We start from the raw sequence: 20,696 nt of genomic DNA, 5'->3' as shown, positions 1-20,696 counted from the left end.
TTTTACTGATTATGAAACTCCATAAAGTCGCGCAACTTCGTTTCGTCGAACTAACTGCCTTGGGTATGCAGATTTTCTGTAGGTCAGACTTTAGTCTGACAGTAGATTCAGGAGGCGAACATCTTTTCTGACTAATAGCTTTCAACTCTTCTGATGAGTTTGATAAAAAAGGGCTTTGACTCCGCCAGTTATACGAGCAAAGACGTTTCTTATTGACTCTGAAATGCCGTATAGTCACGCCATCGGGGTTGCGTTGAATTGGGGATTTCAAAGCTAGAAAGAGAAGTATTAATTCCTAGGATGAATTAAGGTCTATTTGAGGTGATTTTGCGGTAGTTGTGACTGGCCTAAAACGGCAACGACTAAAATGAAATCACTCTCCTTGATGAAATAAGCATTGTGTTTACCAATAGGGAAATAAAAGCCATTGAGGTATATCTCATCACAGCTTCTGCCTAATCCCGGGTTATCCGCTAACATCTGAAAACCAGATAATAGGGTTTCTCTATATTTTTCCCACTGCGATTCGGAAAAATTATCGATAGTATAGTGTTTAATTTTACGTAGGTGTTGTTGAGCCAAGTTACTCAGTTTGTATTCTTTGCTCTGCATATCAATAATTATAGCGTACTTAAAAAGCTTTGACCGTCAACGACATTGCCTTTAGCCAAGTCTTCTTTGGCAGATTCAAAGCAATGTTTTAGGTATTCCGCCTTCATCGCTTCAAGCTCTTCATAGTCTCTGATAGACATTACAACTACAGCATCTTTGTTGTTCTTGCTAATCTTCACGGGCCCTCGTTGAGCACTCATAAGTAACTCCCCAAAATTTCGTTTAGCATCATTTGCTGTTAATGTGTTCATGTTCAATTCTCATATTTGGAAGTACAATAGAATTATAATGTTTCGAGCGAATAGATCAATATAATTAAATCGTGCGATTTAAACAAAAACGCGACAAATCATTTAAAACGCTTTATAGCGGAATTAGACACCCGAGTCAGCTGAAGCTGTATGTTCTCAGGATTAAGTAAAACTAAAGAGAAAGCTATGTTTTCACTAGAAGTAGAAAAAGGATTAGAGTTAGCGCTTGTTCATCCCAAGTTCGCTAAAGCGTATCTACAAATTGTCACGCAGCAACGTGACTATCTTGGTCAGTGGTTGGCATGGCCACCTCATGCGCACAGTGAGGATTTTTTCCTCACCTTTATTAAGCAAGCTCTTCACGATTACGCAGATGGTAAGTCGTTAAGTTGTGCTATGTTGTTTGAAGGCGAAGTGGTCGGCAATATTAGTTTCAATACAATTGACCATAGTCTCAAACGGGTGGAGATCGGCTACTGGCTCAGTAAGGATTATCAGAAAAAAGGCATTGTCACGAAGTCGGTTGCTAAGCTGATTGAGTTGGCTTTTACCGATCTTGATATGGAGAAAGTGCAGATTTCCGCAGCAGAGGAAAATCAGTCAAGCCGATCTGTTTGTGAGCGTTTAGGTTTTACACTTGAAGGCATTATCACTCGAAAAGAGAATCTCAATGGTAAAGTGGTAGATCATGCAGTCTATGGCTTAAACCGAGCCAACTGGCTGATGGATCATGACAACTAGAGCTATCCATTTGGCTGATGGTGACGACAAGTTCGCCCCAACAGCCAATGATAATTGCCTTAAGTTTTCACCGTTTTAATTCGCTTTAGCAGGTTGTTTTACCGTATTTTCAGACACTTCCACCATTGGGAGCGTTTTATTTTCGTCCCCTGTTAACCATAAAATAGCACTGCGTTTTTTATCGCTACGCGGATGCCCTATTAACAAAAGATGGTAAGGGGTGTCTGAAGGCAGTCCCATATAACGGATAGGGTCTTGAGTGGAGCCCGTTCGATCAAGGATCAAGTAATCATATTCGCTGTCTTTCCCCTCGAGAATCCGTTGTGCTCGGGCTTTATCTACCATAGGCACGGACCAATCGTCATATAAATAAAAGATAGACGACATGGTCTCTGAAAAGCCAATGCCAGCAGTACGCTCCCTTTTATCCTGCGGGATTTGCTTCACAAAAGTATTAAGGTCATGCCTCATGTCTTTAGCGATGTCTACGGCGATAAATACATGATGAAAAATGGCAATAAAAAATAAAGATGAAATTAATGATAACTTAGTCCAGGCAGGCCACTGAGTGACTTCGACTTTTATCATTAAAATAATAGCAAATAGCACCCACAGCGCCGTCACCTGCCAACTGGAAAGCCACAACATAAGAGCTTGCGGCACTTTATTGCTTGGTAAGAGCTGAGCCCATAAAGGTGTCATAGCAAATACAGCTATAATGACAATCATCATTACCAAAAAGGCACGTCGATACCAGTCGGACCATCTACCTTTTAGTGTCATTAACGCAGAAGCTATCATTAAGGCAAACAAAGGCATTAAAGGTGCAAGGTACATTGGTCTCTTGGTTGCCGAATAGGACAAAATAAAAACGGCAAAGCAAAACCAAAAGAGAAAAAAGCCATCAAGCCAATTCACTTGGTGTCGAGTCACGGCTCTTTTCACCGAAGAGGCTAAACCAATAATAAAGAAGACAGACCAAGGTAATGTATATTCTATAATACTGCTAACGTAATAAAACGGTTTGCCCTGATGGTTATGACCTAAGGTTTTCGTCGAGGAGCCGGTTAAGCGCCCTATCTGATTATCCCAAAACCAGGCATGCCAAAGCGCAGGAGACGCTTGTTTATAAAAAGGATACACCCAAGCAGCGATCACTAAACACATTATGATGAATCCCATCATATGGAAGAACAACACACGTCCCCATGTTACACTTTGATGGGCACCTCGCTGCCTTAGATAGACGTAACGAATAAAAAGTACCAGCCAAGCAGGCCCAACACATAGGATAATGGCAATAGGACCTTTGCTTAAAAACGCCAATCCCGTTAATGCCCCTGCCAGTAACACATAACGCAATTGAAAACGCAGGTAAGCTTCTGCAAAAGCCCAAATGGCAACAATAGAGGTAAACATCATCATGGCATCAACCCGCAGCCAATGAAAGTTCAGCAAAAAGCCTTCACTGGACGCCAACACACCAAGGGTTAGCCAAGCATACTCCTTCCCTTTAAGCAGCCATGCTAAACGAAACGTGACCACTAAAGATGCTAAACACAGTAGCCCTAATCCTAATCGAGCCGCCATCAAGGCATCCAACCCTGTCAGATGCATCAGTGACACACAATAGATAAAATACAACGGCGGCTTTTCCACAAAAGGAATACCCGCAAAATGCGGTATGATCAGATTATCAGAAAGGTACATATCCTTAATAACAGCAACCACTCTGGGCTCATCTGGTGTCCAGACGGTGTGGTTGAACAATCCGCTAAATACAACAAAAATGATGCTAAGCAGCAAAAAGACCTTCCAAGAATCTTTGCTATTCCATTCCATTAAGGTGTTACGACGCACACTTATCTCCGGTAAATCGATGTATATAACCAAACAACAGGTTAAAAAATCATGAAAATATAAAACTAAGTTGAAAATACTTTTAAATTATTCCAACTCATCTAAACAAAGACTTCTTCTATTTGAGGAATACTGATCCTTTGGTGTTTGACAATATAAGAGTCATCATCCTTAAATAGCGATAAGTCTATAATGGATCATTTATCCTTTTGCTCCATTAGCAAATCAATGATCCATTGCGGATCATCTAGAGGTAGGTCGTGACCTGCTTGAGGATGTTCTATCAGTGGCACTTTCCAACGTTCTGCAATTCGGCGTGAGGCACAGCTTTTTACCAAATGATCATAGGAACTGGCAAGTAATAAAAGTTTTTTGTGGTGCGTCAGATGGGGTATCTCAAAATTTGCTGCCGCCCAAAGCTGACGAATAAGGTTGAAACATCCTGGGGAGGACGCTTTTGCCCACTCATACCATTGTCGCTCCAAGGCTTGTGGGCTTGATTGCATATTGGTTGTTAATAAACGAACCTGGTGCTCTTGTTGTTTTTTAGAAATCAGTCCGAATAACAGTAAACGCAGCATGGCACTTAAGCGCATTCGTTGCCAAGGCAAACTACACCCTTTCATACTGGTGTTGATTACACAAGCAAATGAGATGTCTTCTGGGAAACGATTCAACCAGTCAAGAGCAACCATGCCCCCCATGGATAAACCAATTAACGCTATTGGGCCTATGGCAGCCTGTTCTTTTACCCATAGTCTATAATAGTTAGTCGCCTGGACAATGCTGGTAGGGCTTTTTAAGTGCGCTAATGATCCATTTCCTGGTAAGTCTGGTGTCAAAATTCGATCTTCAGGAAACCTCTGTTGCAATAGTCTAGGAAATTCCCCCCAGTGACGCTGATCTCTCCCTAATCCTCGCAACAAAAGCCAGTTCACGCTATTGCTCCTGAATCTCTGCTCAGTCATTTTGATACCAATGCTTTAAGGCTATCTTATGCATTCGTTGGCGCTGCGACTCTTTTGGCAACCATTGCGCCATATTGGCACTGGCACGCCAAAGAATCTCAATAAGATAGAGGTTTTCTCGCAACACTCGTTTTACTCGGTGGGGCTTAATCGGGTGAAACATTCCTAAAAAGGAACGTAATTGTAATGGGTTTTTCTTGACCCAACGCCAAGATCCTAACTCCAGAGTAAGCGGCAGCAATGTCTGCTGACGGGAATTTGCTTTAAGATACAAATAATCCCATAGGTCACCATGACAAAGATAATGGTGAGATTGAGGTTCAAGCAAATAACGATGATTCGGATGGCTATGCTTTAACAATTTTTTCAGCGCATAGTAATCTGCGATATGAGGCACTGGCTGTCGAGTACCAGCCATAGGAAACCAAAGCCGATCTTGAGCTCCAAAGCCCGAATGTACATCCAAAGCCATCACCATTGGACTTTGCTCACAAAGACGCTCCACTAAATCACATAAGGCTTGGGCTTCCATTTCTAACGGCTTCCCTAAACCACCACGAAACCAAGGTAAATGACGAGTCAATCGCTGGCCACCAAAAGGCCAAGTTATAGGGTCTAATGCATCCAATGGCGCATTTCTCATCAAATCCACACCATTGCCATTACCACGATGCTGACGAGCCATTCCCACTGGATTTAATATCGGTAAACAAACAAAACGCACATTTTCCAATGCCATCTGCAATTGTTGATCCCAAATCAATCGATGCAATAAAGAATTGAGATAGGCGAGTACCACTTGCGAGCCAATACGTTCAACACCATGCACCCCGCCAACCAGCAGGAAAGTAGGCACATTGGGACGATCACTGCCAAGAAATACAGCATCCACGGGATACTGCTCGGGGCCATCAGAAAGTTGAGCCAGTGTTTCACGATGTACGCTGGGAATATCCAAGCGCAACAAACGTTGTAGTTCAGCCAATTCGGATAACGTGCTTTGCATAACTGCCCACTTCCTGCTTACCTTTGTAGACAGTAAAAGAGAATCATGGCAGTTATATGACAATAGAAAATAATACTTTTCCGGTAGGAGCACCTTGCAGCTAAATTAAATTCATATACCCTACGAAAAAGATCGCCCATTAGAAATTAAGCCAACAGTCATGGATTTAGTATTCGACATTTTTGCATTCTTGATAATAATCGCATCGATAGCAGGGATACTCCAGCATTTACATATCCCTATTACCTATACAGACATTTTAATAATACTCGTATCTATACTAGGCATCCTCGTTTTATATAAACTTAAGAAATGGAAGATTGCCGATAATATTGGCGCGTATTTTTCTATACTTCAACTCATTGGCGCCACAATAATCAATATCCTCTGCTTAGTATTTGGGGCAGCCTGTGCTTATTTTGGTTTTAAGCATCCGTTGCTGCTACTAAAAGGGGAAAGCCAAGTGTGGGCTCGCGAATGGGGACCCATGCACGGCTATTCTGCGGCTATTTTTGGTGTCGTTGTTGTTTTGTTAATAGTAGCATTTATATATTTCTCTATAGCCAACCACAATAGAACCAAAAAACGTTAAGCGGTTACTCTATAAACATCTCTCCCAAACCCAATGGGCTGCCTGATGCACTAGACTATGCCGCCATGCCACCTTATCTTCTTGTCGGTCGTAACCGCCGCCAATAACACAAGCGACGGGTAAGTTTTGTTTAATACACGTTTGGATAACGTATTTATCCCGTTGCAAAATGCCATCGTCTGTCATATTGACGTGACCTAACCTATCATCTTGATGCACGTCGACACCCGCATCGTAGAAGATAAAATCGGGCTGATGCTCGGCAAGCACCTTTGGTAAGGTTTCCCTTAAAATGGACAAATACAAATCATCGTCAGCCCCTTTAGGAATGGCTATATTAACGCCATCAGTTTGTTTAAGAGCGGGGTAATTTTCTTCACAGTGCCAAGAAATTGGCACAATATCGGTTCGGTCTTTAAAGAAGGCGATGGTGCCATCTCCTTGGTGTACATCGCAGTCTAAAATTAACACCTTTTTTGCTTTGCCTGAATTCACTAACGCTAACGCTGCGACGGCTAAATCATTAAAAATGCAAAAACCCGCACCACGTGCAGGCTGAGCATGGTGCGTTCCACCTGCCAGATGACATGCCAAACCATGCTCTAATGCTAACTCGCTGGTTAAGAGAGTACCGGAAACAGCACGTAATGTTCGTTCAACCAACCATTCTGACCAAGGCAAACCGATGTCTTTTTCTTCTTGCTTGGTGAGTTCGCCACGAATAAAGCGCTGCACATACCCTTTGTCGTGGGCCTGCATTAAGGTCGTTAAGGATAATGGTGAGGGTTGATGTTCATTCTCTTCCGTAAGAATACCTTGCGTTCTTAACGTTTGTGCCAAGAGCCGAAATTTATGCATAGGAAAGCGGTGCCCTGCTGGAAAGGGGATGCTGTAATGGGGGTGAAAAACAAGTGGAAGTTGGGCAGCCATAGTCTTAATAATCCATACTAGATAAGACTATGGTAGCAATTTTTCATGGGATTAAAAAAAGCGTCGTAACAATTATTTTTTCCGCGCCACCAGAACCTTGCGAATGGCAGCATTAAAAGAGTCAACAATATGAGGAGGAAAACCTTTGCCACTTTCAAAATTCACTTTTTGGATGGCACGCATGGAACTCTTTCTGTATTCTTCGCCCGATTTACCCCAAACGATATCAATAAACATGACGGCCACAGCTAAAATAAATGCTCCTTGTGGAATCATCGAGCCAACAAGTTGCTCAGGAAACCCTGAGCCGTCAAAGCGTTCTTTGTGGGCCATCACCATGGAAACCGCCTCGTCCCAACCTTCGTGTTTACTCAATAATTGAGCCCCCACCATAGGATGATTCCATTCAGCTTGTTTGCGCGCCTCTTCATCATCTTTGCAATTTAAGATCACCGCCATCCCCATATTATGCATATAAGCTGCCGCGCTTAATTGGGCGGGATCTTCCTGTTGTTTGCATTCAATATTAATCAATTGGCAAAGCTTTAATATACGCTCACTACGTTCGGGGGAATAACCTAACAAACGATTTAACTTGGAACTGAATGCCTTAAACTGCTCTATATCAAACTCTTGCTCCTTGGTATATTCCACCTTGACTAAAAGATCGGCTGTTCGAGCCGGAGTCTCAGCTGCCTCAAACTCTTTCTTCTCCGTTGAAATATCATCCAATAAGGTCTTTGCCAAGGCAGGACGCTGTTCATCGTCTTCACAGGCATAAAGCGTATCCAAACCATTTTGCAATACATTTAACGTGGCCGTTTCTGCGCCATGGAATTTATAGAGCTGCATCAGCAAATTGCCGATTTGCTCAACCACAACATTAATTAATTCACCAAGATGATAGTGGTACTGAATATAACCGCCTCGCATACCGTCGACGATTTCTTCAAGGCGATGCAATGCCCCCACAAGTGGATCTAAAAAGCACACTGAGCAATTGCCCTTCATGCTATGTAAAGAACGAAACAAATTGTCTAACTTATCAAAGGAAAAGCCATCATCTTCAATGCTATTGATGATCTCTTCGATTTCTTGCTGTGCTTCCTGATAGCACTCGAGAAGGTCATCCTTGAGCTCTTTTTCCAGCGCGGAAAAATCTTTACAGGCGAATTGACTCATATATCCTCATCCATATGAAGAGCATCACAACCCAAGGCGTCGAGAGATAAGCAACTCATTGAGGGCATTGGGTAAATTTTCTTTAATTGTAGATACAATTTTATAAATCATATACTAAGAGTATGTATCATTATGCAAACGGAGAATAATATGTCTAATTACTGGCTCATGAAGTCTGAACCCGATGCTTTTTCCATTGATGATTTAACACAACAAGGCCCCTCTCCCTGGGATGGCGTTCGAAATTATCAAGCACGTAACTTCATGCAAAACATGCAAATGGGTGACCTCATCTTTTTTTACCACTCAAGCTGTAAACCAGCCGGCATTGCTGGCGTGGCGAAAGTGGTACGCGAAGCCTACCCGGATCACACAAGTTGGGATCCAACCAGCCATTATTATGATCCTAAATCCTCCCCAGATCATCCTCGCTGGTTCATGGTGGATATTGAACTTGTCGAAAAATGGCCAAGTATTTTACCCCTTAGTACTTTAAAACAAGATCCAGCGCTTAGTGACATGTTACTTACCAAAAAGGGCAACCGCTTGTCTGTCATGCCAATTAAACCAAACGAATGGCAGCACATTAACACACATTTAAACCCAAATAATAAACCAAGATGATCGTAGGAAATAAGGACTATTTTCAGTTTAATGGGTTCGAATGTTCAACACCCCTGTGATTCGGAGGCAAAGCCAAATATAATAGCGCCAAAGTCGATAGACGAATAATTTTTTAGGTTTATAAGTGACATGGCAAAAAAACTCTTTATCCAAACTCACGGCTGCCAAATGAACGAATACGATTCCTCTCGTATGGCAGATTTACTTGGCGAAAGCCATGAGATGGAACTCACAGACAATGCGGAAGAAGCTGACGTGCTCCTTTTGAACACCTGTTCTATCCGCGAGAAGGCGCAAGACAAGGTGTATCACCAACTTGGCCGCTGGAAGAAGCTCAAGCAGAAAAATCCCAACTTGGTCATTGGTGTGGGCGGATGCGTTGCGAGCCAGGAAGGCGATGCTATTCGTAAGCGAGCCAAACATGTTGATATGATTTTCGGGCCCCAGACACTGCATAAACTACCAGAAATGGTGAATTCTGCGGGTAAACACATCCCGATTACGGATGTAACCTTTCCCGAAATTGAAAAATTCGATCACTTGCCTGCACCGCGTGTAGAGGGGGCAGAAGCCTTTGTGTCCGTTATGGAAGGTTGCAGTAAATACTGTACTTTCTGCGTGGTGCCTTATACCCGTGGGGAAGAAGTCAGCCGTCCATTCGATAGTATTTTGAAAGAAGTGGTACAGCTTGCAGAGCAAGGTGTACGTGAAATCCATCTATTAGGGCAAAACGTCAACGCTTATCGTGGCGAAACCGCAGAAGGTGATGAAGCAGATCTTGCCGATATTATTCACGCTGTAGCACGCATCGATGGCATTGAACGCATTCGTTTTACCACTTCTCATCCGGTAGAATTTACCGATAGTTTAATCGAAGCCTTCCGAACCGAACCCAAGTTGGTAAGCCATCTTCATTTACCGGTACAAAGCGGGGCCGACAATATTCTCAGCGCTATGAAACGCGGTCATGATCGCCAATATTATATTGATAAGATCAATCGCATTAAGGACGCACGTCCTGGCATCAGCTTGTCTTCAGACTTTATCATTGGCTTCCCAGGCGAAACCGACGAGGATTTTGTCGATACCATGAATTTAATTCAGGAAATCGGCTTTGATCATTCTTTCAGTTTTGTTTATAGCCAGCGCCCAGGTACACCAGCGGCAAGCCTAGAAGACGACACCCCAGAAACATTGAAAAAAGAGCGTTTAGCCATATTACAACGTCGTATCAGTCAACAAGCGTTTGACATCAGTTTAGAGATGGTTGGTGAGGTTCAGCGCATTTTGATCAGTGGTTATTCACCCCGTGATCCTGGACAGCTTCAAGGCCGAACTGAAAACAATCGCATTGTTAACTTCCGTGCTTCCGATCCTCAATTGATCGGTAAATTTGCAGACGTGGTGATCACAGATGCTTATTCAAACTCCCTACTAGGTGAGTTGATCAGCTCTGAACTTGACACCGATTTTGTCCTTCACTAAGTAAGGTAACTCTTGGAAACGACACAGACAACTCAACAAATGCGCCTTGCACCAGCCGAAGCTAATGCTTTGGCTGTTCTATGTGGGCAACTAGACGAAAACATCAAACTGATTGAAAAGCGCCTTGATGTCACCATTCGCTACCGTGGTGATCTGTTTGATATTTCGGGCGAAAGCTCTGACAATGTTGCCGCCACAAAAATCCTACTGGAAAACTTGTACCGTGAAGCCCGGGCACAAGGGGTTCTTTCTGCCGAAACCATTCATTTGTATTTACAAGAGTCGGCCATTGAGTCTTTGAGCAAACACGCAAAAGATAACGGTGATCAGTTGGTCATCAAAACACGCAAAGCTTTTATCAAGCCAAAAGGTAAAAACCAACAAGGCTATGTAAAAGAGGTGCGTAAAAACGATATCAACTTTGGTATTGGCCCTGCCGGAACGGGAAAAACCTATTTAGCGGTTGCTTGCGCTGTCGAAGCGCTAGAAGCGGATCGTGTCGAGCGCATTATGTTGGTTCGACCAGCGGTTGAAGCGGGTGAAAAGTTAGGCTTTTTACCTGGCGACTTATCACAAAAGATCGATCCTTATCTTCGCCCTTTATACGATGCGCTTTATGAAATGCTGGGCTTTGAATTAGTCGATAAACTGATAGAGAAAAACGTTATCGAGATCGCCCCGCTGGCCTTTATGCGCGGTCGTACTCTAAATAATGCCTTTATCATTTTGGATGAAAGCCAAAATACCACTCGCGAACAGATGAAAATGTTCCTGACGCGCATTGGCTTTGGCTCCACTGCCGTCATCACGGGGGATACATCTCAGGTAGACTTACCTCGTGGTACATCGTCTGGTTTGGCTCATGCTATGCATGTGCTTCGTGGCGTCAATGGCATTAGTTTAACGCACTTTGCAGCGTCCGATGTGGTTCGTCATCCACTGGTTCAACGAATTGTTGAAGCCTATGAGCGTTTTGATACAGAAGAGGAAGAGGCAAAAAAAGCACGAACTGAAGCCCGCTTACAGGCACAAGCTGAGCAAGCAGCGTCTGCCAGTACCTCCACACCTAAGAACGAGGCTAGCTCCTCCCACTCAGCCACTAACGAGAGTAACAAAAGCTAATGGCTCATTTGGAATTAGATTTACAAATTGCCTGCGAAGCAACACAGAAATTACCCAGCAGCGATGATTTTAAGCAATGGGTAACCACCGCCTTACCTTTATCTGGCGATGAATACGAAGTCACCATCCGCCTAGTTGATGAAGAAGAAAGCCAAGCACTTAATAGTGAATACCGAGGAAAAGACAAACCGACCAACGTCCTGTCTTTTCCTTTTGATGCGCCTATGGAACTTGATATCCCCTTATTAGGCGATTTAGTCATCTGCGCACAAGTTGTTGAGCGTGAAGCCATTGAACAAGAAAAACCCTTATTGCATCATTGGGCCCATATGACCATACACGGCATATTGCATTTACGTGGCTATGATCATATAAATGACGATGAAGCAGAAGAAATGGAAGCCTTAGAAACTCAGTTATTGGCTTCTCTTAATATTCCAGATCCCTATTTGATAAAAGAGTGAGTTCATAACCCCATGAGCGAAGACCGATCGAGTAACACCAACGATCAACAAAAATCTTGGTTTGAGCGTTTAACACAAGCATTTAACGACGAGCCCCGCAGTAGAGAAGACATCATCAAACTGCTAGAGGCGGCGGTTAAATCAGACATTATTGATCGTGATGCCTTTACGATTGTTGAAGGTGCACTGGAAGTGTCTGAGGTACAGGCTAGAGATATTATGATACCGCCCTCTCAGATGGTGGTGATCAAATCAGAAGATGATCCAAAAACCTCAATTCGCAAAGTCATTGACTCCTCGCATTCACGCTTCCCTGTGGTTGGTGAAGAGCCAGATGAAATATTAGGTGTGCTGCTAGCAAAAGACCTGTTACCACTCCTTTTTAAAGACGAAGACATTGTTATGGACGATATTTTGTCCTGCCTTCGTCCCGCTAACTTTATTCCAGAAAGTAAGCGTCTCAATGTGCTACTCAATGACTTCCGAACTAAACGCTACCACATGGCATTGGTTTTGGATGAATACGGTAGTGTATCGGGCTTGGTTACCATCGAAGATGTTCTTGAGCAAATCGTTGGTGAAATTGAAGATGAAACCGACCGAGAAGAAAATGAAGACATTCAAACAACAGGTGAAGACAATGTCTTCTTAGTGCCTGCGTTATGTCCAGTTGAAGATTTTAATGAATACTTTAAAGCCAGCTTTAGCGAAGAAGAATTCGACACCATTGGCGGCATTTTGGTACAACAATTTGGTCATGTGCCTGTGCGCGGTGAAGAAATCATCTTTGGAGGTATGAACTTTTACGTCTTAAAATCCGATGGACGACGCGTTAAAACCATTAAAGTTTCACGATTGAATACAGAAGCGATAGAGTAGTATGCCTCACTCCCACCCCAAATCGGCCACAAGCAAGCAGGCGGGGTGGAAACGCCCTTTTTTTATCAAATTACCTTCTCCCATCGCATTGTGCTTAGGCTTCTTAGCTGGCGCACTGGGTGTTACAAGCTTTTCACCGTTTAATTTTTGGCCCAGCTATTTTATCACCATTGTGGTTTTCTGTTGGCTAGTCCTAACCAGCGATAGCGCCAAAAGCGCCGCGTGGCGAGGAACTGCTGTCGGTTTAGGCTTTTTTGGCTGCGGTGTCTCTTGGGTATTTGTTAGCATCGATACCTATGGACAAGTAGGCAATATTATTTCCGCGCTTATCACCTTTGGTTTTGTGCTTATCCTTACTCTGTTTTGGACTCTATCCTCTTGGGTGACTTGGCGATTGGTTAAAATATTTACCCGTATCCCGCCCGGACTTATTTTTGCCATCAGCTTATTAGCGTTCGAGTATGCACGAAGCACATTTTTTACGGGCTTTCCCTGGTTACTGCCAGGTTACTCGATCCAGACATCTTGGCTCTACGAATTACTCCCCATTGGTGGCATTTGGCTAACCAGCGCCATTGTCGTATTAACGTCCAGTATTATTACCAGCTGCATCCTAAGCCGTCACAACCATGCCATTATGATCGCCATTGCACTCTTGGCATGGCTTGGTGCCGCTTATCTACAGTATTTCCCTGAACAATGGGTGAAGCAAACAGGACAATTCAAAGCCACACTGGTACAAGGCAATGTCAAACAGAGTGAGAAATGGCAAGCAACAACTGCCCGCTCATCCTTAGATTATTATGAGTCGGCAACCGTGCAACATTTAGACAGCGCTTTAGTGGTTTGGCCAGAAACCGCTATCACTTACCTCTACCAACAGATCCGACCACACTTAAAGCAATTAAATGACTTACTGATCGAAACACATACCACCTTAGTCACAGGCGTGCCAGCTTTCAATAAAGAAAAGAACACCTATTATAACGCCATGTGGGCAATGGGGGACGGAAAAGGTCTTTACTACAAACGCCATCTCGTTCCCTTTGGCGAATACATTCCGTTCTCATCCATTATCGGTCCGGTGCTTGATATTTTTGGCATGCCTATGTCAACTTTTTCGCCAGGCGGAGCCCATCAAGGCCTGATACAAGTGGGTAAATGGAAAGCGGCCCCGTTTATTTGTTATGAGATCGTCTATACAGATCAAGTACGTGATCTAGCCGCCAAAAGTGACTTTTTGATCAACATCAGTAATGATGGCTGGTTTGGCGCGTCTATCGGCCCATGGCAACATTTGCAGATAGCCCAGTTTAGAGCAAAAGAAACAGGACGCTATTTAGTTCGTGCGACGAACACAGGGCTCACCGTGGTGGTAAATGAAAACGGAAAAATCACCGACGAAGCGCCGCAATTTAAGCGTACCACCATGACGACAACAGTAAAAACCTTTAGCGGATCAACACCCTATGTCAAATGGGGGGAATGGCCCGTTGTACTATTAATGACCCTCTGCTTGGTATTATCCTACGCTATAAATCGAAGCTCTAAGCCGTCGGATAAGCAATAAATAGCCATACGAAAAGAGCCACGTTATTTAACATCGCGTGGCTTTTTTCATTATGCCTGCCCCCTGCTCTAGTCGTCTTTTTCTTGGTGAGTCGACATCAAACCGTAATGGCACACTTCACAGGGTTCCAGAGTGCCGTCTTCTGCTTTGATGTTATCGTGCCCACATGCCATACAGTGATAAACACCCGCTTTAGCTTCTTGACCAGCCACATGACACTTTTCTAAAGGGACGGGATTATTATTGGCATGGTTAATCAGCCATAATAATGCGGCATCTTCTTTTGCATCTAACTCTTTGGTCAGTTCTTCCCCTTCTTCTAGAACCAAATGCCAATTGGCGTCAATCCAAGCTTCGGTGTATCCCATTTTATCGTGCCAGTAGGCTTTCATTAAAGATACGTCGTCTAGAAACCAATCCTTCGCCCCTTTCAAAATTTGGCGCGCCTCTTCGACAAGATCGGTGTTGTTTTGCTCATTTATCGGATCTTTTTTCATTGATTTCATAACTCCTCTTCTATGTGCCTTCTCATTAGAGCCTCATCTCTATAAAATAGCGAATATTCTTAGTTTCTGTTGGGCTCTACACAAGTTTCCTGTCGATTCAGCTATGTTTCCTCACTTGTGATGCTTTTGTGTAGTTCAATCCAACCTAACGCCTATTATGGGATCATTAAACATCATGCAAGAACAATACAATCCTCAGCAGATTGAACAAGCAGCTCAGTTATTTTGGGATGAAAACAAAGTATTTAAAGCCGTAGCAGACGCCAGCAAAGAAAAATTCTACTGCCTCTCTATGTTCCCTTACCCAAGTGGCCGTTTACACATGGGGCATGTGCGTAACTATACCATTGGTGATGTGATTTCTCGTTACCAGCGTATGAAAGGCAAAAACGTGATGCAACCCATGGGTTGGGATGCCTTTGGCTTACCAGCAGAGAACGCCGCCATCAAAAATAAAACGGCCCCCGCAAAATGGACCCAAGAAAACATTGCCTACATGAAAGGCCAACTAAAAGAATTGGGCTTTGCTTATGACTGGGACCGTGAAATAGCCACTTGCACACCCGAATACTACAAATGGGAACAGTGGTTCTTTACTCAATTAGTCGAAAAAGGCTTAGCCTACAAAAAAACCTCTGCGGTTAACTGGTGCCCTAATGACCAAACCGTGTTAGCGAACGAACAAGTAGAAGACGGCGGCTGCTGGCGTTGTGGCACGACCGTGGAGAAAAAAGAAATCCCTCAATGGTTCATCCGTATCACCGCTTACGCGGAAGAATTGCTTAACGACCTTGATAAACTTGATGGCTGGCCCGAAAAAGTGAAAGCCATGCAACGTAACTGGATTGGCCGCTCTGAAGGGTTAGAGTTCAACTTCTCGGTTGCAGGCAAAGACGCGCCTCTATCGGTCTATACCACGCGTCCTGACACGATTATGGGAGTCACTTATGTGGCGGTTGCCACACAACACCCTCTGTCTTTAGAGGCCGCTCAAAACAATGCCAAACTTGCTGAGTTTATCGAAGAAAGCAAGAAGATGTCGACCACAGAGGCCGATATGGCCACGGTTGAGAAAAAAGGCATTGATACGGGCTTCAAAGCCATTCACCCCATTACAGGGGATGCTGTGCCTATTTACGCTGCCAACTTTGTGTTGATGGATTATGGCTCGGGCGCGGTTATGTCTGTTCCTGCTCACGATCAACGCGATTTTGAGTTCGCTAAAAAATACTCACTTCCCATCAAACAAGTGGTCAAACCAGCGGGTGATGAAAGCATCGACTTGGAAAAAGAGGCCTTTACCGAAAAGGGCATACTCTGCAACTCTGGTGCCTTTGATGGCTTATCCTTTAAAGAGGCCTTCGACACAATTTCTGCATGGATGGTCGAACGCGGAGTCGGCGAAATAAAAATCAATTACCGCCTGAGAGATTGGGGCGTCAGCCGTCAACGCTATTGGGGGGCTCCAATCCCAACGATCAATTTAAAAGATGGTTCTGTCGTACCCGTTCCAAAAGATCAACTGCCCGTTGAACTACCAACGGACGTTATTATGGATGGCGTCAACTCCCCCATCAAAAACAACCCTAGCTTCTCTGCGATTACTTATAATGGAGAAGCAGCGGAGCGTGAAACCGATACCTTCGATACTTTTATGGAATCTTCTTGGTACTTTGCTCGTTACTGCTGCCCAGATGCCACCGATGCCATGTTGACCGAAGAAGCAAATTACTGGCTGCCCGTTGACCAGTACGTGGGCGGAGTGGAACACGCTATTCTTCATCTTTTGTACTCACGCTTTTTCCACAAACTATTGCGGGATGCAGGTCTTGTGAACTCCGACGAGCCATTCAAACGCCTATTAACGCAAGGAATGGTAAACAAAGACGGCACGAAAATGTCCAAATCCAAGGGCAACACGGTTGACCCTCAGGAAATGATTGAACGCTATGGCGCGGATACAGTTCGCTTATTCGTCATGTTTACTGCACCACCAGAGCAATCCCTTGAGTGGAATGATGCGGGTGTCGATGGCGCTTCTCGCTTCCTTCGTCGTCTTTGGTCTTTGGCATATCGTCACACAGAAGCAGGCACGCCTAGCAAGTTGCTGATAGATGAATTAAACGGTGAGCAAAAATCATTACGTCGTAAAACTCATGAAACCATCCAAAAAGTGACCGATGATATTGAGCGTCGACAAACTTTCAATACAGCTATTGCGGCGGTAATGGAGTTGTGTAATGAAATCAGCAAATTTGAAGATCAATCACCTCTTGGTTTGGCCGTTGAACATGAAGCATTAGAAGCGGCGATACTTCTTCTGTCGCCTATCGTGCCGCATATTGCCCATCAATTGTGGATTGAGCTTGGCCATACAGATAACGTTGTTAATACCCCTTGGCCCGTCCTTGATGAAGCGGCACTCGTGAAAGACGAATTAACCATCGTGGTTCAAGTGTTAGGCAAAAAACGTGCAGAAGTCATTGTTTCAGCCAATGCCGACAACAAGACTATCGAAGACGCGGCACTTGCTCATCCGAACGTGACGAAATTCCTTGAAGGAAAAACCGTCCGTAAAGTGATCGTCGTGCCAGGTCGTTTGGTCAATATCGTCGCGAACTAACGTGCCAAATTAGGGATGGTTTAGCGGCCTCCCTAATTTCCTTTTATCGCTTTAGAGATCATGGATATGATAATACCATTGAATAAAACAACCCGCTTTTTGTTACTCATTGTCTTGTCGTTTAGTGTCGTCGCTTGTGGTTTCCATTTGCGCGGACAAGTCGCCATTCCTGAAAGCTTAAAACGACTGGTATTAACTTCTGATTCTGGTTCTCCAGACTTTGATACCGCATTACGCATTGCGTTAACACGCGCGGGCGTCAAAGTTGTGGACGCAAAAAATGCGGGCGATGATGTACTTGAGTTAAAAGTGAACCATCTTAAAAAATCCGATACAGTACTTGCACGTAATAGTTCAAACGACGTGACTCAAATACAACGTGAACTAAGTGGTGTTTACTTTATTCGCCAAAAAGATGGTAAATCCATCTATGGTCCTCGCAACTTTAGTACGACCCAAATTCTGTCGAACCAAAATGCGGAAGAAAGCACAAAATCGGCGTATAACCAAACAGAAATGCAAACGATGGCAAATGATCTTGCCAATCAGCTGGTTTCTGACCTTGCTTATGCACCCGTTAAATAGCGGCCTTATAGCGCATTGATAATAAGATTGCTATGAAAGTTAGAGCAGATCAACTGCCACAACAGTTCAACAAAAACCTCGCCCCCATTTATATTATCTCTGGGGACGAGGTGTTATTGTGCCAAGAAGCCGCTGACAGTGTGCGCAAAGCGGTATTCAACAATGGCATTAACGAACGTTTACGCTATGTAGCAGATGCTCAATTTGATTGGCAAGATGTGATTAATGAAAACCAAAGTCTGTCGCTTTTCTCTAATCAGCGATTGTTTGATATTCAAATCGACAAAATGGGGGAAAAGCATACTAAGGCACTGGCACAATTATCCCAGTCATTAAGTGATGATAATGTTATCTTACTGACCTTACCTAAAATAGATGCTCGCTCACAAAAAGCGAAATGGTTTTCTCAGCTTGAGAGCAAAGGTGTCTTTGTTCAAATTTGGCCAATCGATGCTAATCGCTTACCGGCTTGGGTTCAACAACGGGCCCAAGCTCTTGACCTCTCACTAAGCCGAGATGCGGCCAGCATGATTTGTGAACGCGGCGAAGGTAACTTACTCGCTCTTTCACAAGAACTGGAAAAACTGGCACTGCTACATGGTGCAGGCAGTAAAATTGATGCAGAAAAAGTCGCTGAATCGGTAGCTGACAGTAGTCGCTATTCCATTTACGATTTAAGTGATCGATTACTGATGGGCAAAACCAAAGAAGCCATGCATTGCTTAAACCAGTTAGTAGGAGAAGGGGTAGAATCCAGCATTATTCTCTGGCTGTTTAACCGCGAAATACAGACACTTAGTTCGCTTTTTAAAGCCATGCAATCGTCCGGTCTAAGACAAGCCTGTCAGTCTCAAAAAATTTGGGATAAGCGAATCCCCTTTTATGAAAGTGCTCTAAGCCGTCATAACCACATCACTCTTCCCTACTTACAAAACTATCTGGCGTTGATGGACAAACGTATCAAAGGGTTAGAAGGACCCGACATAGACACTGGGTTTCGCAATCTCGTGATGATGTTTTGTGGCTTCAAACCCGTGGCCACAGAACTGGATCTGCCAGTCCACTAAAATAATGCCATAGCAAAAAGTCAGACCCACCCCACTCTCTTCTTATGCCTGCCCTCGCTGCTGACGACTGACACTAATGAAGATAGCCAATACGGCTGTGACAGCAGCAACCCAGAGACTTACCTGGATACCTTGGTCTTCTGATAAAGTATTACTTCCTGATTGTCCATAAAAGGATAAAACCACGCCAACCAGAGCGGCTCCCAAACACTGCCCAAACGTTCGCACAATCGCCAACACACCGGAGGCATAGCCACTTTTCTCTCGGGAAACGTTCGACAGCATTTCGCGATTATTAGGACTCTGAAAACAACCAAAACCAATACCACACAACAAACTGCGCAGACAAATATCCCATACAGAAGGCTGATCAGGCAATAATGCGAGCAGTATGACTCCCAAAGCAAATAAACAGGAGCCTATAACAGAGATGACGGCAGCGGAATAACGGTCTGACAGTTTGCCAGCATTTGATGCGGCTAAAATAATGCCTATAGGCCAAGGCGTGAAAAGCAATGCCGAATCAAACACACTGTATCCATAAACGGTTTGGAATAAAAATGGCAATGCAATAAACACGATCCCTTGACTAATAAAAGACGCTAAAGACGTTAAGGCCGCAAGCGAAAATCTCATAGACAAAAAGATTTCCAGAGGCAGCAACGGCTTGGGAGCAACACGCTGACGTTTAATAAATAGCCACCCAGCCACAATCGCTGCCACACCATAGGTTGTCGCGATAATCAGCGTTTCAGAATAAAGAGCACCGTGACTGAGTTGAGAGAAGGTATTCGCCGTCATAATCAACGACCCTAACATCACAGCGGATAACAACCCACCAAGCACATCAAACGGTTCACGACGGATACTGTCAATACGGGGAACCGCCCGCAACGTAAACAGAACCGCCATGATACCCAATGGAATGTTGATAGCAAATAACCATTGCCATCCCAAAGTCGACAACAAGGTTCCACCAAAAATGGGGGCCACCGCCGTAATAGAGCCTATCAACAAAGCATTCAAGCCTAATATTCGCCCCAATAATCGATTAGGAAAAACGGAACGTAAAATCGCTGGTGAAATGCTCAACGTAGCGGCACCACCAATGCCTTGCAATAAACGCATTAAAATAAGCATTTCGAGCGACGATGACAAAGCACAACCTAAAGACGCCAAGGTAAAAACCACCAAGCCAATGGTGAACTGCAGGCGAAAACCAATGCGTGTCGCCAGTGCTGAAAATATCGCCAACGTCATGGCAGCCGTTAACAAATAACCATTAGACACCCATACTGCGTGACTCGCTGACACTCCCAGTGTTTGAGCGATTTTCGGCAACGCAATGTTCACCATGGAGCCATCAAAGACGGCCATGGTCGTTGCTGTCATCGTGGCCACCATTGCTAAACGACGTTCGGATCCTACCAATCCATCATCACCTGGCTCATCGGAAAATAATATCATGTAATAAAGATACCTCTTATGTAATAAAGACTCTTTGACATAGAGAACTCGCAAAGTATAGGCTTGCTGTTAACATGGCGGAAGGCGCATTAATGATACTTATAAACTGCACATAACGCCTCATCTATTACCAATCAAATTATCAACTAGGTAATTACACTG

The 20,696-nt window shown here is 44.0% G+C and carries 20 protein-coding genes; 11 read left to right on the top strand and 9 right to left on the bottom strand.

Going from position 1 to position 20,696, the window contains the following annotated elements:
- Positions 1 to 312: 312 nt before the first annotated feature.
- Both JHD45_RS07780 and JHD45_RS07775 read right to left on the bottom strand, forming a co-directional pair.
- Positions 313 to 612 carry a type II toxin-antitoxin system RelE/ParE family toxin gene (locus JHD45_RS07780; RefSeq protein WP_199475954.1) on the bottom strand — a complete coding sequence of 100 codons (300 nt, stop codon included), beginning with the start codon at positions 610 to 612 and terminating at the stop codon, positions 313 to 315.
- An 8-nt stretch (positions 613 to 620) separates the two neighbouring features.
- Positions 621 to 863 carry a type II toxin-antitoxin system Phd/YefM family antitoxin gene (locus tag JHD45_RS07775; protein ID WP_199475953.1) on the bottom strand — a complete coding sequence of 81 codons (243 nt, stop codon included), beginning with the start codon at positions 861 to 863 and terminating at the stop codon, positions 621 to 623.
- A gap of 186 nt (positions 864 to 1,049) precedes the next feature.
- Here JHD45_RS07775 and JHD45_RS07770 point away from each other — a divergent pair, with 186 nt between their 5' ends.
- Entirely contained in the window at positions 1,050 to 1,604 is a 555-nt protein-coding gene (locus JHD45_RS07770; protein ID WP_199475952.1) for a GNAT family N-acetyltransferase, read from the top strand.
- Positions 1,605 to 1,679: 75 nt separating this feature from the next.
- On the opposite strand, the gene JHD45_RS07765 is transcribed toward JHD45_RS07770, so the two are convergent.
- The 3 genes from JHD45_RS07765 to JHD45_RS07755 all read right to left on the bottom strand — a co-directional run bounded on the left by JHD45_RS07765 (position 1,680) and on the right by JHD45_RS07755 (position 5,438).
- On the bottom strand, positions 1,680 to 3,464 hold the full coding sequence (locus JHD45_RS07765) for an ArnT family glycosyltransferase (RefSeq protein WP_199475951.1): 1,785 nt from the start codon (positions 3,462 to 3,464) through the stop codon (positions 1,680 to 1,682).
- 197 nt (positions 3,465 to 3,661) lie between these two features.
- Positions 3,662 to 4,402, bottom strand: coding sequence for an alpha/beta fold hydrolase (locus JHD45_RS07760; RefSeq protein ID WP_199475950.1), 741 nt, complete (start codon positions 4,400 to 4,402; stop codon positions 3,662 to 3,664).
- 22 nt (positions 4,403 to 4,424) lie between these two features.
- On the bottom strand, positions 4,425 to 5,438 hold the full coding sequence (locus JHD45_RS07755; RefSeq protein WP_199475949.1) for a DUF2817 domain-containing protein: 1,014 nt from the start codon (positions 5,436 to 5,438) through the stop codon (positions 4,425 to 4,427).
- Between the two features lie 160 nt (positions 5,439 to 5,598).
- On the opposite strand from JHD45_RS07755, the gene JHD45_RS07750 reads away from it, so the two are divergent.
- A complete protein-coding gene (locus JHD45_RS07750) occupies positions 5,599 to 6,030 on the top strand; it encodes a hypothetical protein (RefSeq protein WP_199475948.1) in 432 nt (143 codons plus the stop codon).
- 9 nt (positions 6,031 to 6,039) lie between these two features.
- Here JHD45_RS07750 and JHD45_RS07745 read toward each other — a convergent pair whose 3' ends face one another.
- Complete coding sequence (locus JHD45_RS07745; protein ID WP_199475947.1) at positions 6,040 to 6,960, bottom strand: histone deacetylase; 921 nt, start codon at positions 6,958 to 6,960, stop codon at positions 6,040 to 6,042.
- Positions 6,961 to 7,032: 72 nt separating this feature from the next.
- The gene (locus JHD45_RS07740; RefSeq protein ID WP_199475946.1) at positions 7,033 to 8,142 is read right to left on the bottom strand and encodes an HD-GYP domain-containing protein; all 1,110 of its coding nucleotides are present in this window, start codon (positions 8,140 to 8,142) and stop codon (positions 7,033 to 7,035) included.
- 150 nt (positions 8,143 to 8,292) lie between these two features.
- On the opposite strand from JHD45_RS07740, the gene JHD45_RS07735 reads away from it, so the two are divergent.
- From JHD45_RS07735 to lnt, 6 genes are all read left to right on the top strand, one after another.
- Positions 8,293 to 8,766, top strand: a complete 474-nt coding sequence (locus JHD45_RS07735) for an EVE domain-containing protein (RefSeq protein ID WP_199475945.1) — start codon at positions 8,293 to 8,295, stop codon at positions 8,764 to 8,766.
- A 129-nt stretch (positions 8,767 to 8,895) separates the two neighbouring features.
- Positions 8,896 to 10,251, top strand: coding sequence for a tRNA (N6-isopentenyl adenosine(37)-C2)-methylthiotransferase MiaB (gene miaB / locus JHD45_RS07730; protein WP_199475944.1), 1,356 nt, complete (start codon positions 8,896 to 8,898; stop codon positions 10,249 to 10,251).
- A gap of 12 nt (positions 10,252 to 10,263) precedes the next feature.
- Positions 10,264 to 11,373, top strand: a complete 1,110-nt coding sequence (locus JHD45_RS07725) for a PhoH family protein (protein ID WP_233407701.1) — start codon at positions 10,264 to 10,266, stop codon at positions 11,371 to 11,373.
- Positions 11,373 to 11,837, top strand: coding sequence for an rRNA maturation RNase YbeY (gene ybeY, locus JHD45_RS07720; protein ID WP_199475943.1), 465 nt, complete (start codon positions 11,373 to 11,375; stop codon positions 11,835 to 11,837). Before JHD45_RS07725 ends, ybeY begins: the two co-directional genes overlap by 1 nt.
- 12 nt (positions 11,838 to 11,849) lie before the next feature.
- Entirely contained in the window at positions 11,850 to 12,716 is an 867-nt protein-coding gene (locus JHD45_RS07715; RefSeq protein WP_199475942.1) for an HlyC/CorC family transporter, read from the top strand.
- A 1-nt stretch (position 12,717) separates the two neighbouring features.
- The gene (gene lnt, locus JHD45_RS07710) at positions 12,718 to 14,286 is read left to right on the top strand and encodes an apolipoprotein N-acyltransferase (protein ID WP_199475941.1); all 1,569 of its coding nucleotides are present in this window, start codon (positions 12,718 to 12,720) and stop codon (positions 14,284 to 14,286) included.
- Between the two features lie 68 nt (positions 14,287 to 14,354).
- Here lnt and JHD45_RS07705 read toward each other — a convergent pair whose 3' ends face one another.
- Entirely contained in the window at positions 14,355 to 14,792 is a 438-nt protein-coding gene (locus tag JHD45_RS07705) for a hypothetical protein (protein WP_199475940.1), read from the bottom strand.
- Positions 14,793 to 14,967: 175 nt separating this feature from the next.
- Here JHD45_RS07705 and leuS point away from each other — a divergent pair, with 175 nt between their 5' ends.
- The 3 genes from leuS (at position 14,968) to holA (ending at position 19,067) form a co-directional block, all read left to right on the top strand.
- The gene (leuS, locus tag JHD45_RS07700; RefSeq protein ID WP_199475939.1) at positions 14,968 to 17,415 is read left to right on the top strand and encodes a leucine--tRNA ligase; all 2,448 of its coding nucleotides are present in this window, start codon (positions 14,968 to 14,970) and stop codon (positions 17,413 to 17,415) included.
- Positions 17,416 to 17,481: 66 nt separating this feature from the next.
- Positions 17,482 to 18,000 carry an LPS assembly lipoprotein LptE gene (gene lptE / locus JHD45_RS07695; protein WP_199475938.1) on the top strand — a complete coding sequence of 173 codons (519 nt, stop codon included), beginning with the start codon at positions 17,482 to 17,484 and terminating at the stop codon, positions 17,998 to 18,000.
- A 32-nt stretch (positions 18,001 to 18,032) separates the two neighbouring features.
- The gene (gene holA / locus JHD45_RS07690; protein WP_199475937.1) at positions 18,033 to 19,067 is read left to right on the top strand and encodes a DNA polymerase III subunit delta; all 1,035 of its coding nucleotides are present in this window, start codon (positions 18,033 to 18,035) and stop codon (positions 19,065 to 19,067) included.
- Between the two features lie 42 nt (positions 19,068 to 19,109).
- On the opposite strand, the gene JHD45_RS07685 is transcribed toward holA, so the two are convergent.
- Positions 19,110 to 20,534: an MFS transporter gene (locus JHD45_RS07685; RefSeq protein ID WP_199475936.1), complete on the bottom strand. Its 1,425-nt coding sequence runs from the start codon at positions 20,532 to 20,534 to the stop codon at positions 19,110 to 19,112.
- Positions 20,535 to 20,696 lie beyond the last annotated feature (162 nt).

This window comes from Marinomonas spartinae, from assembly GCF_016461715.1.
GTDB classification, from domain to species: Bacteria; Pseudomonadota; Gammaproteobacteria; order Pseudomonadales; family Marinomonadaceae; genus Marinomonas; species Marinomonas spartinae_A.
Note: the sequence above shows the minus strand (reverse complement) of the source record. Positions and strands in the feature narration are given on the sequence as shown.

Coding starts and splice junctions, on each gene's coding strand:
- JHD45_RS07740 (WP_199475946.1), bottom strand. CDS start 8,142: ATGAGTCAATTCGCCTGTAAAGATTTTTCCGCGCTGGAAAAAGAGCTC.
- ybeY (WP_199475943.1), top strand. CDS start 11,373: ATGGCTCATTTGGAATTAGATTTACAAATTGCCTGCGAAGCAACACAG.
- JHD45_RS07780 (WP_199475954.1), bottom strand. CDS start 612: ATGCAGAGCAAAGAATACAAACTGAGTAACTTGGCTCAACAACACCTA.
- JHD45_RS07685 (WP_199475936.1), bottom strand. CDS start 20,534: ATGATATTATTTTCCGATGAGCCAGGTGATGATGGATTGGTAGGATCC.
- JHD45_RS07750 (WP_199475948.1), top strand. CDS start 5,599: ATGGATTTAGTATTCGACATTTTTGCATTCTTGATAATAATCGCATCG.
- leuS (WP_199475939.1), top strand. CDS start 14,968: ATGCAAGAACAATACAATCCTCAGCAGATTGAACAAGCAGCTCAGTTA.
- JHD45_RS07770 (WP_199475952.1), top strand. CDS start 1,050: ATGTTTTCACTAGAAGTAGAAAAAGGATTAGAGTTAGCGCTTGTTCAT.
- lnt (WP_199475941.1), top strand. CDS start 12,718: ATGCCTCACTCCCACCCCAAATCGGCCACAAGCAAGCAGGCGGGGTGG.
- JHD45_RS07755 (WP_199475949.1), bottom strand. CDS start 5,438: ATGCAAAGCACGTTATCCGAATTGGCTGAACTACAACGTTTGTTGCGC.
- JHD45_RS07715 (WP_199475942.1), top strand. CDS start 11,850: ATGAGCGAAGACCGATCGAGTAACACCAACGATCAACAAAAATCTTGG.
- JHD45_RS07775 (WP_199475953.1), bottom strand. CDS start 863: ATGAACACATTAACAGCAAATGATGCTAAACGAAATTTTGGGGAGTTA.
- miaB (WP_199475944.1), top strand. CDS start 8,896: ATGGCAAAAAAACTCTTTATCCAAACTCACGGCTGCCAAATGAACGAA.
- JHD45_RS07745 (WP_199475947.1), bottom strand. CDS start 6,960: ATGGCTGCCCAACTTCCACTTGTTTTTCACCCCCATTACAGCATCCCC.
- JHD45_RS07735 (WP_199475945.1), top strand. CDS start 8,293: ATGTCTAATTACTGGCTCATGAAGTCTGAACCCGATGCTTTTTCCATT.
- lptE (WP_199475938.1), top strand. CDS start 17,482: ATGATAATACCATTGAATAAAACAACCCGCTTTTTGTTACTCATTGTC.
- JHD45_RS07705 (WP_199475940.1), bottom strand. CDS start 14,792: ATGAAATCAATGAAAAAAGATCCGATAAATGAGCAAAACAACACCGAT.
- holA (WP_199475937.1), top strand. CDS start 18,033: ATGAAAGTTAGAGCAGATCAACTGCCACAACAGTTCAACAAAAACCTC.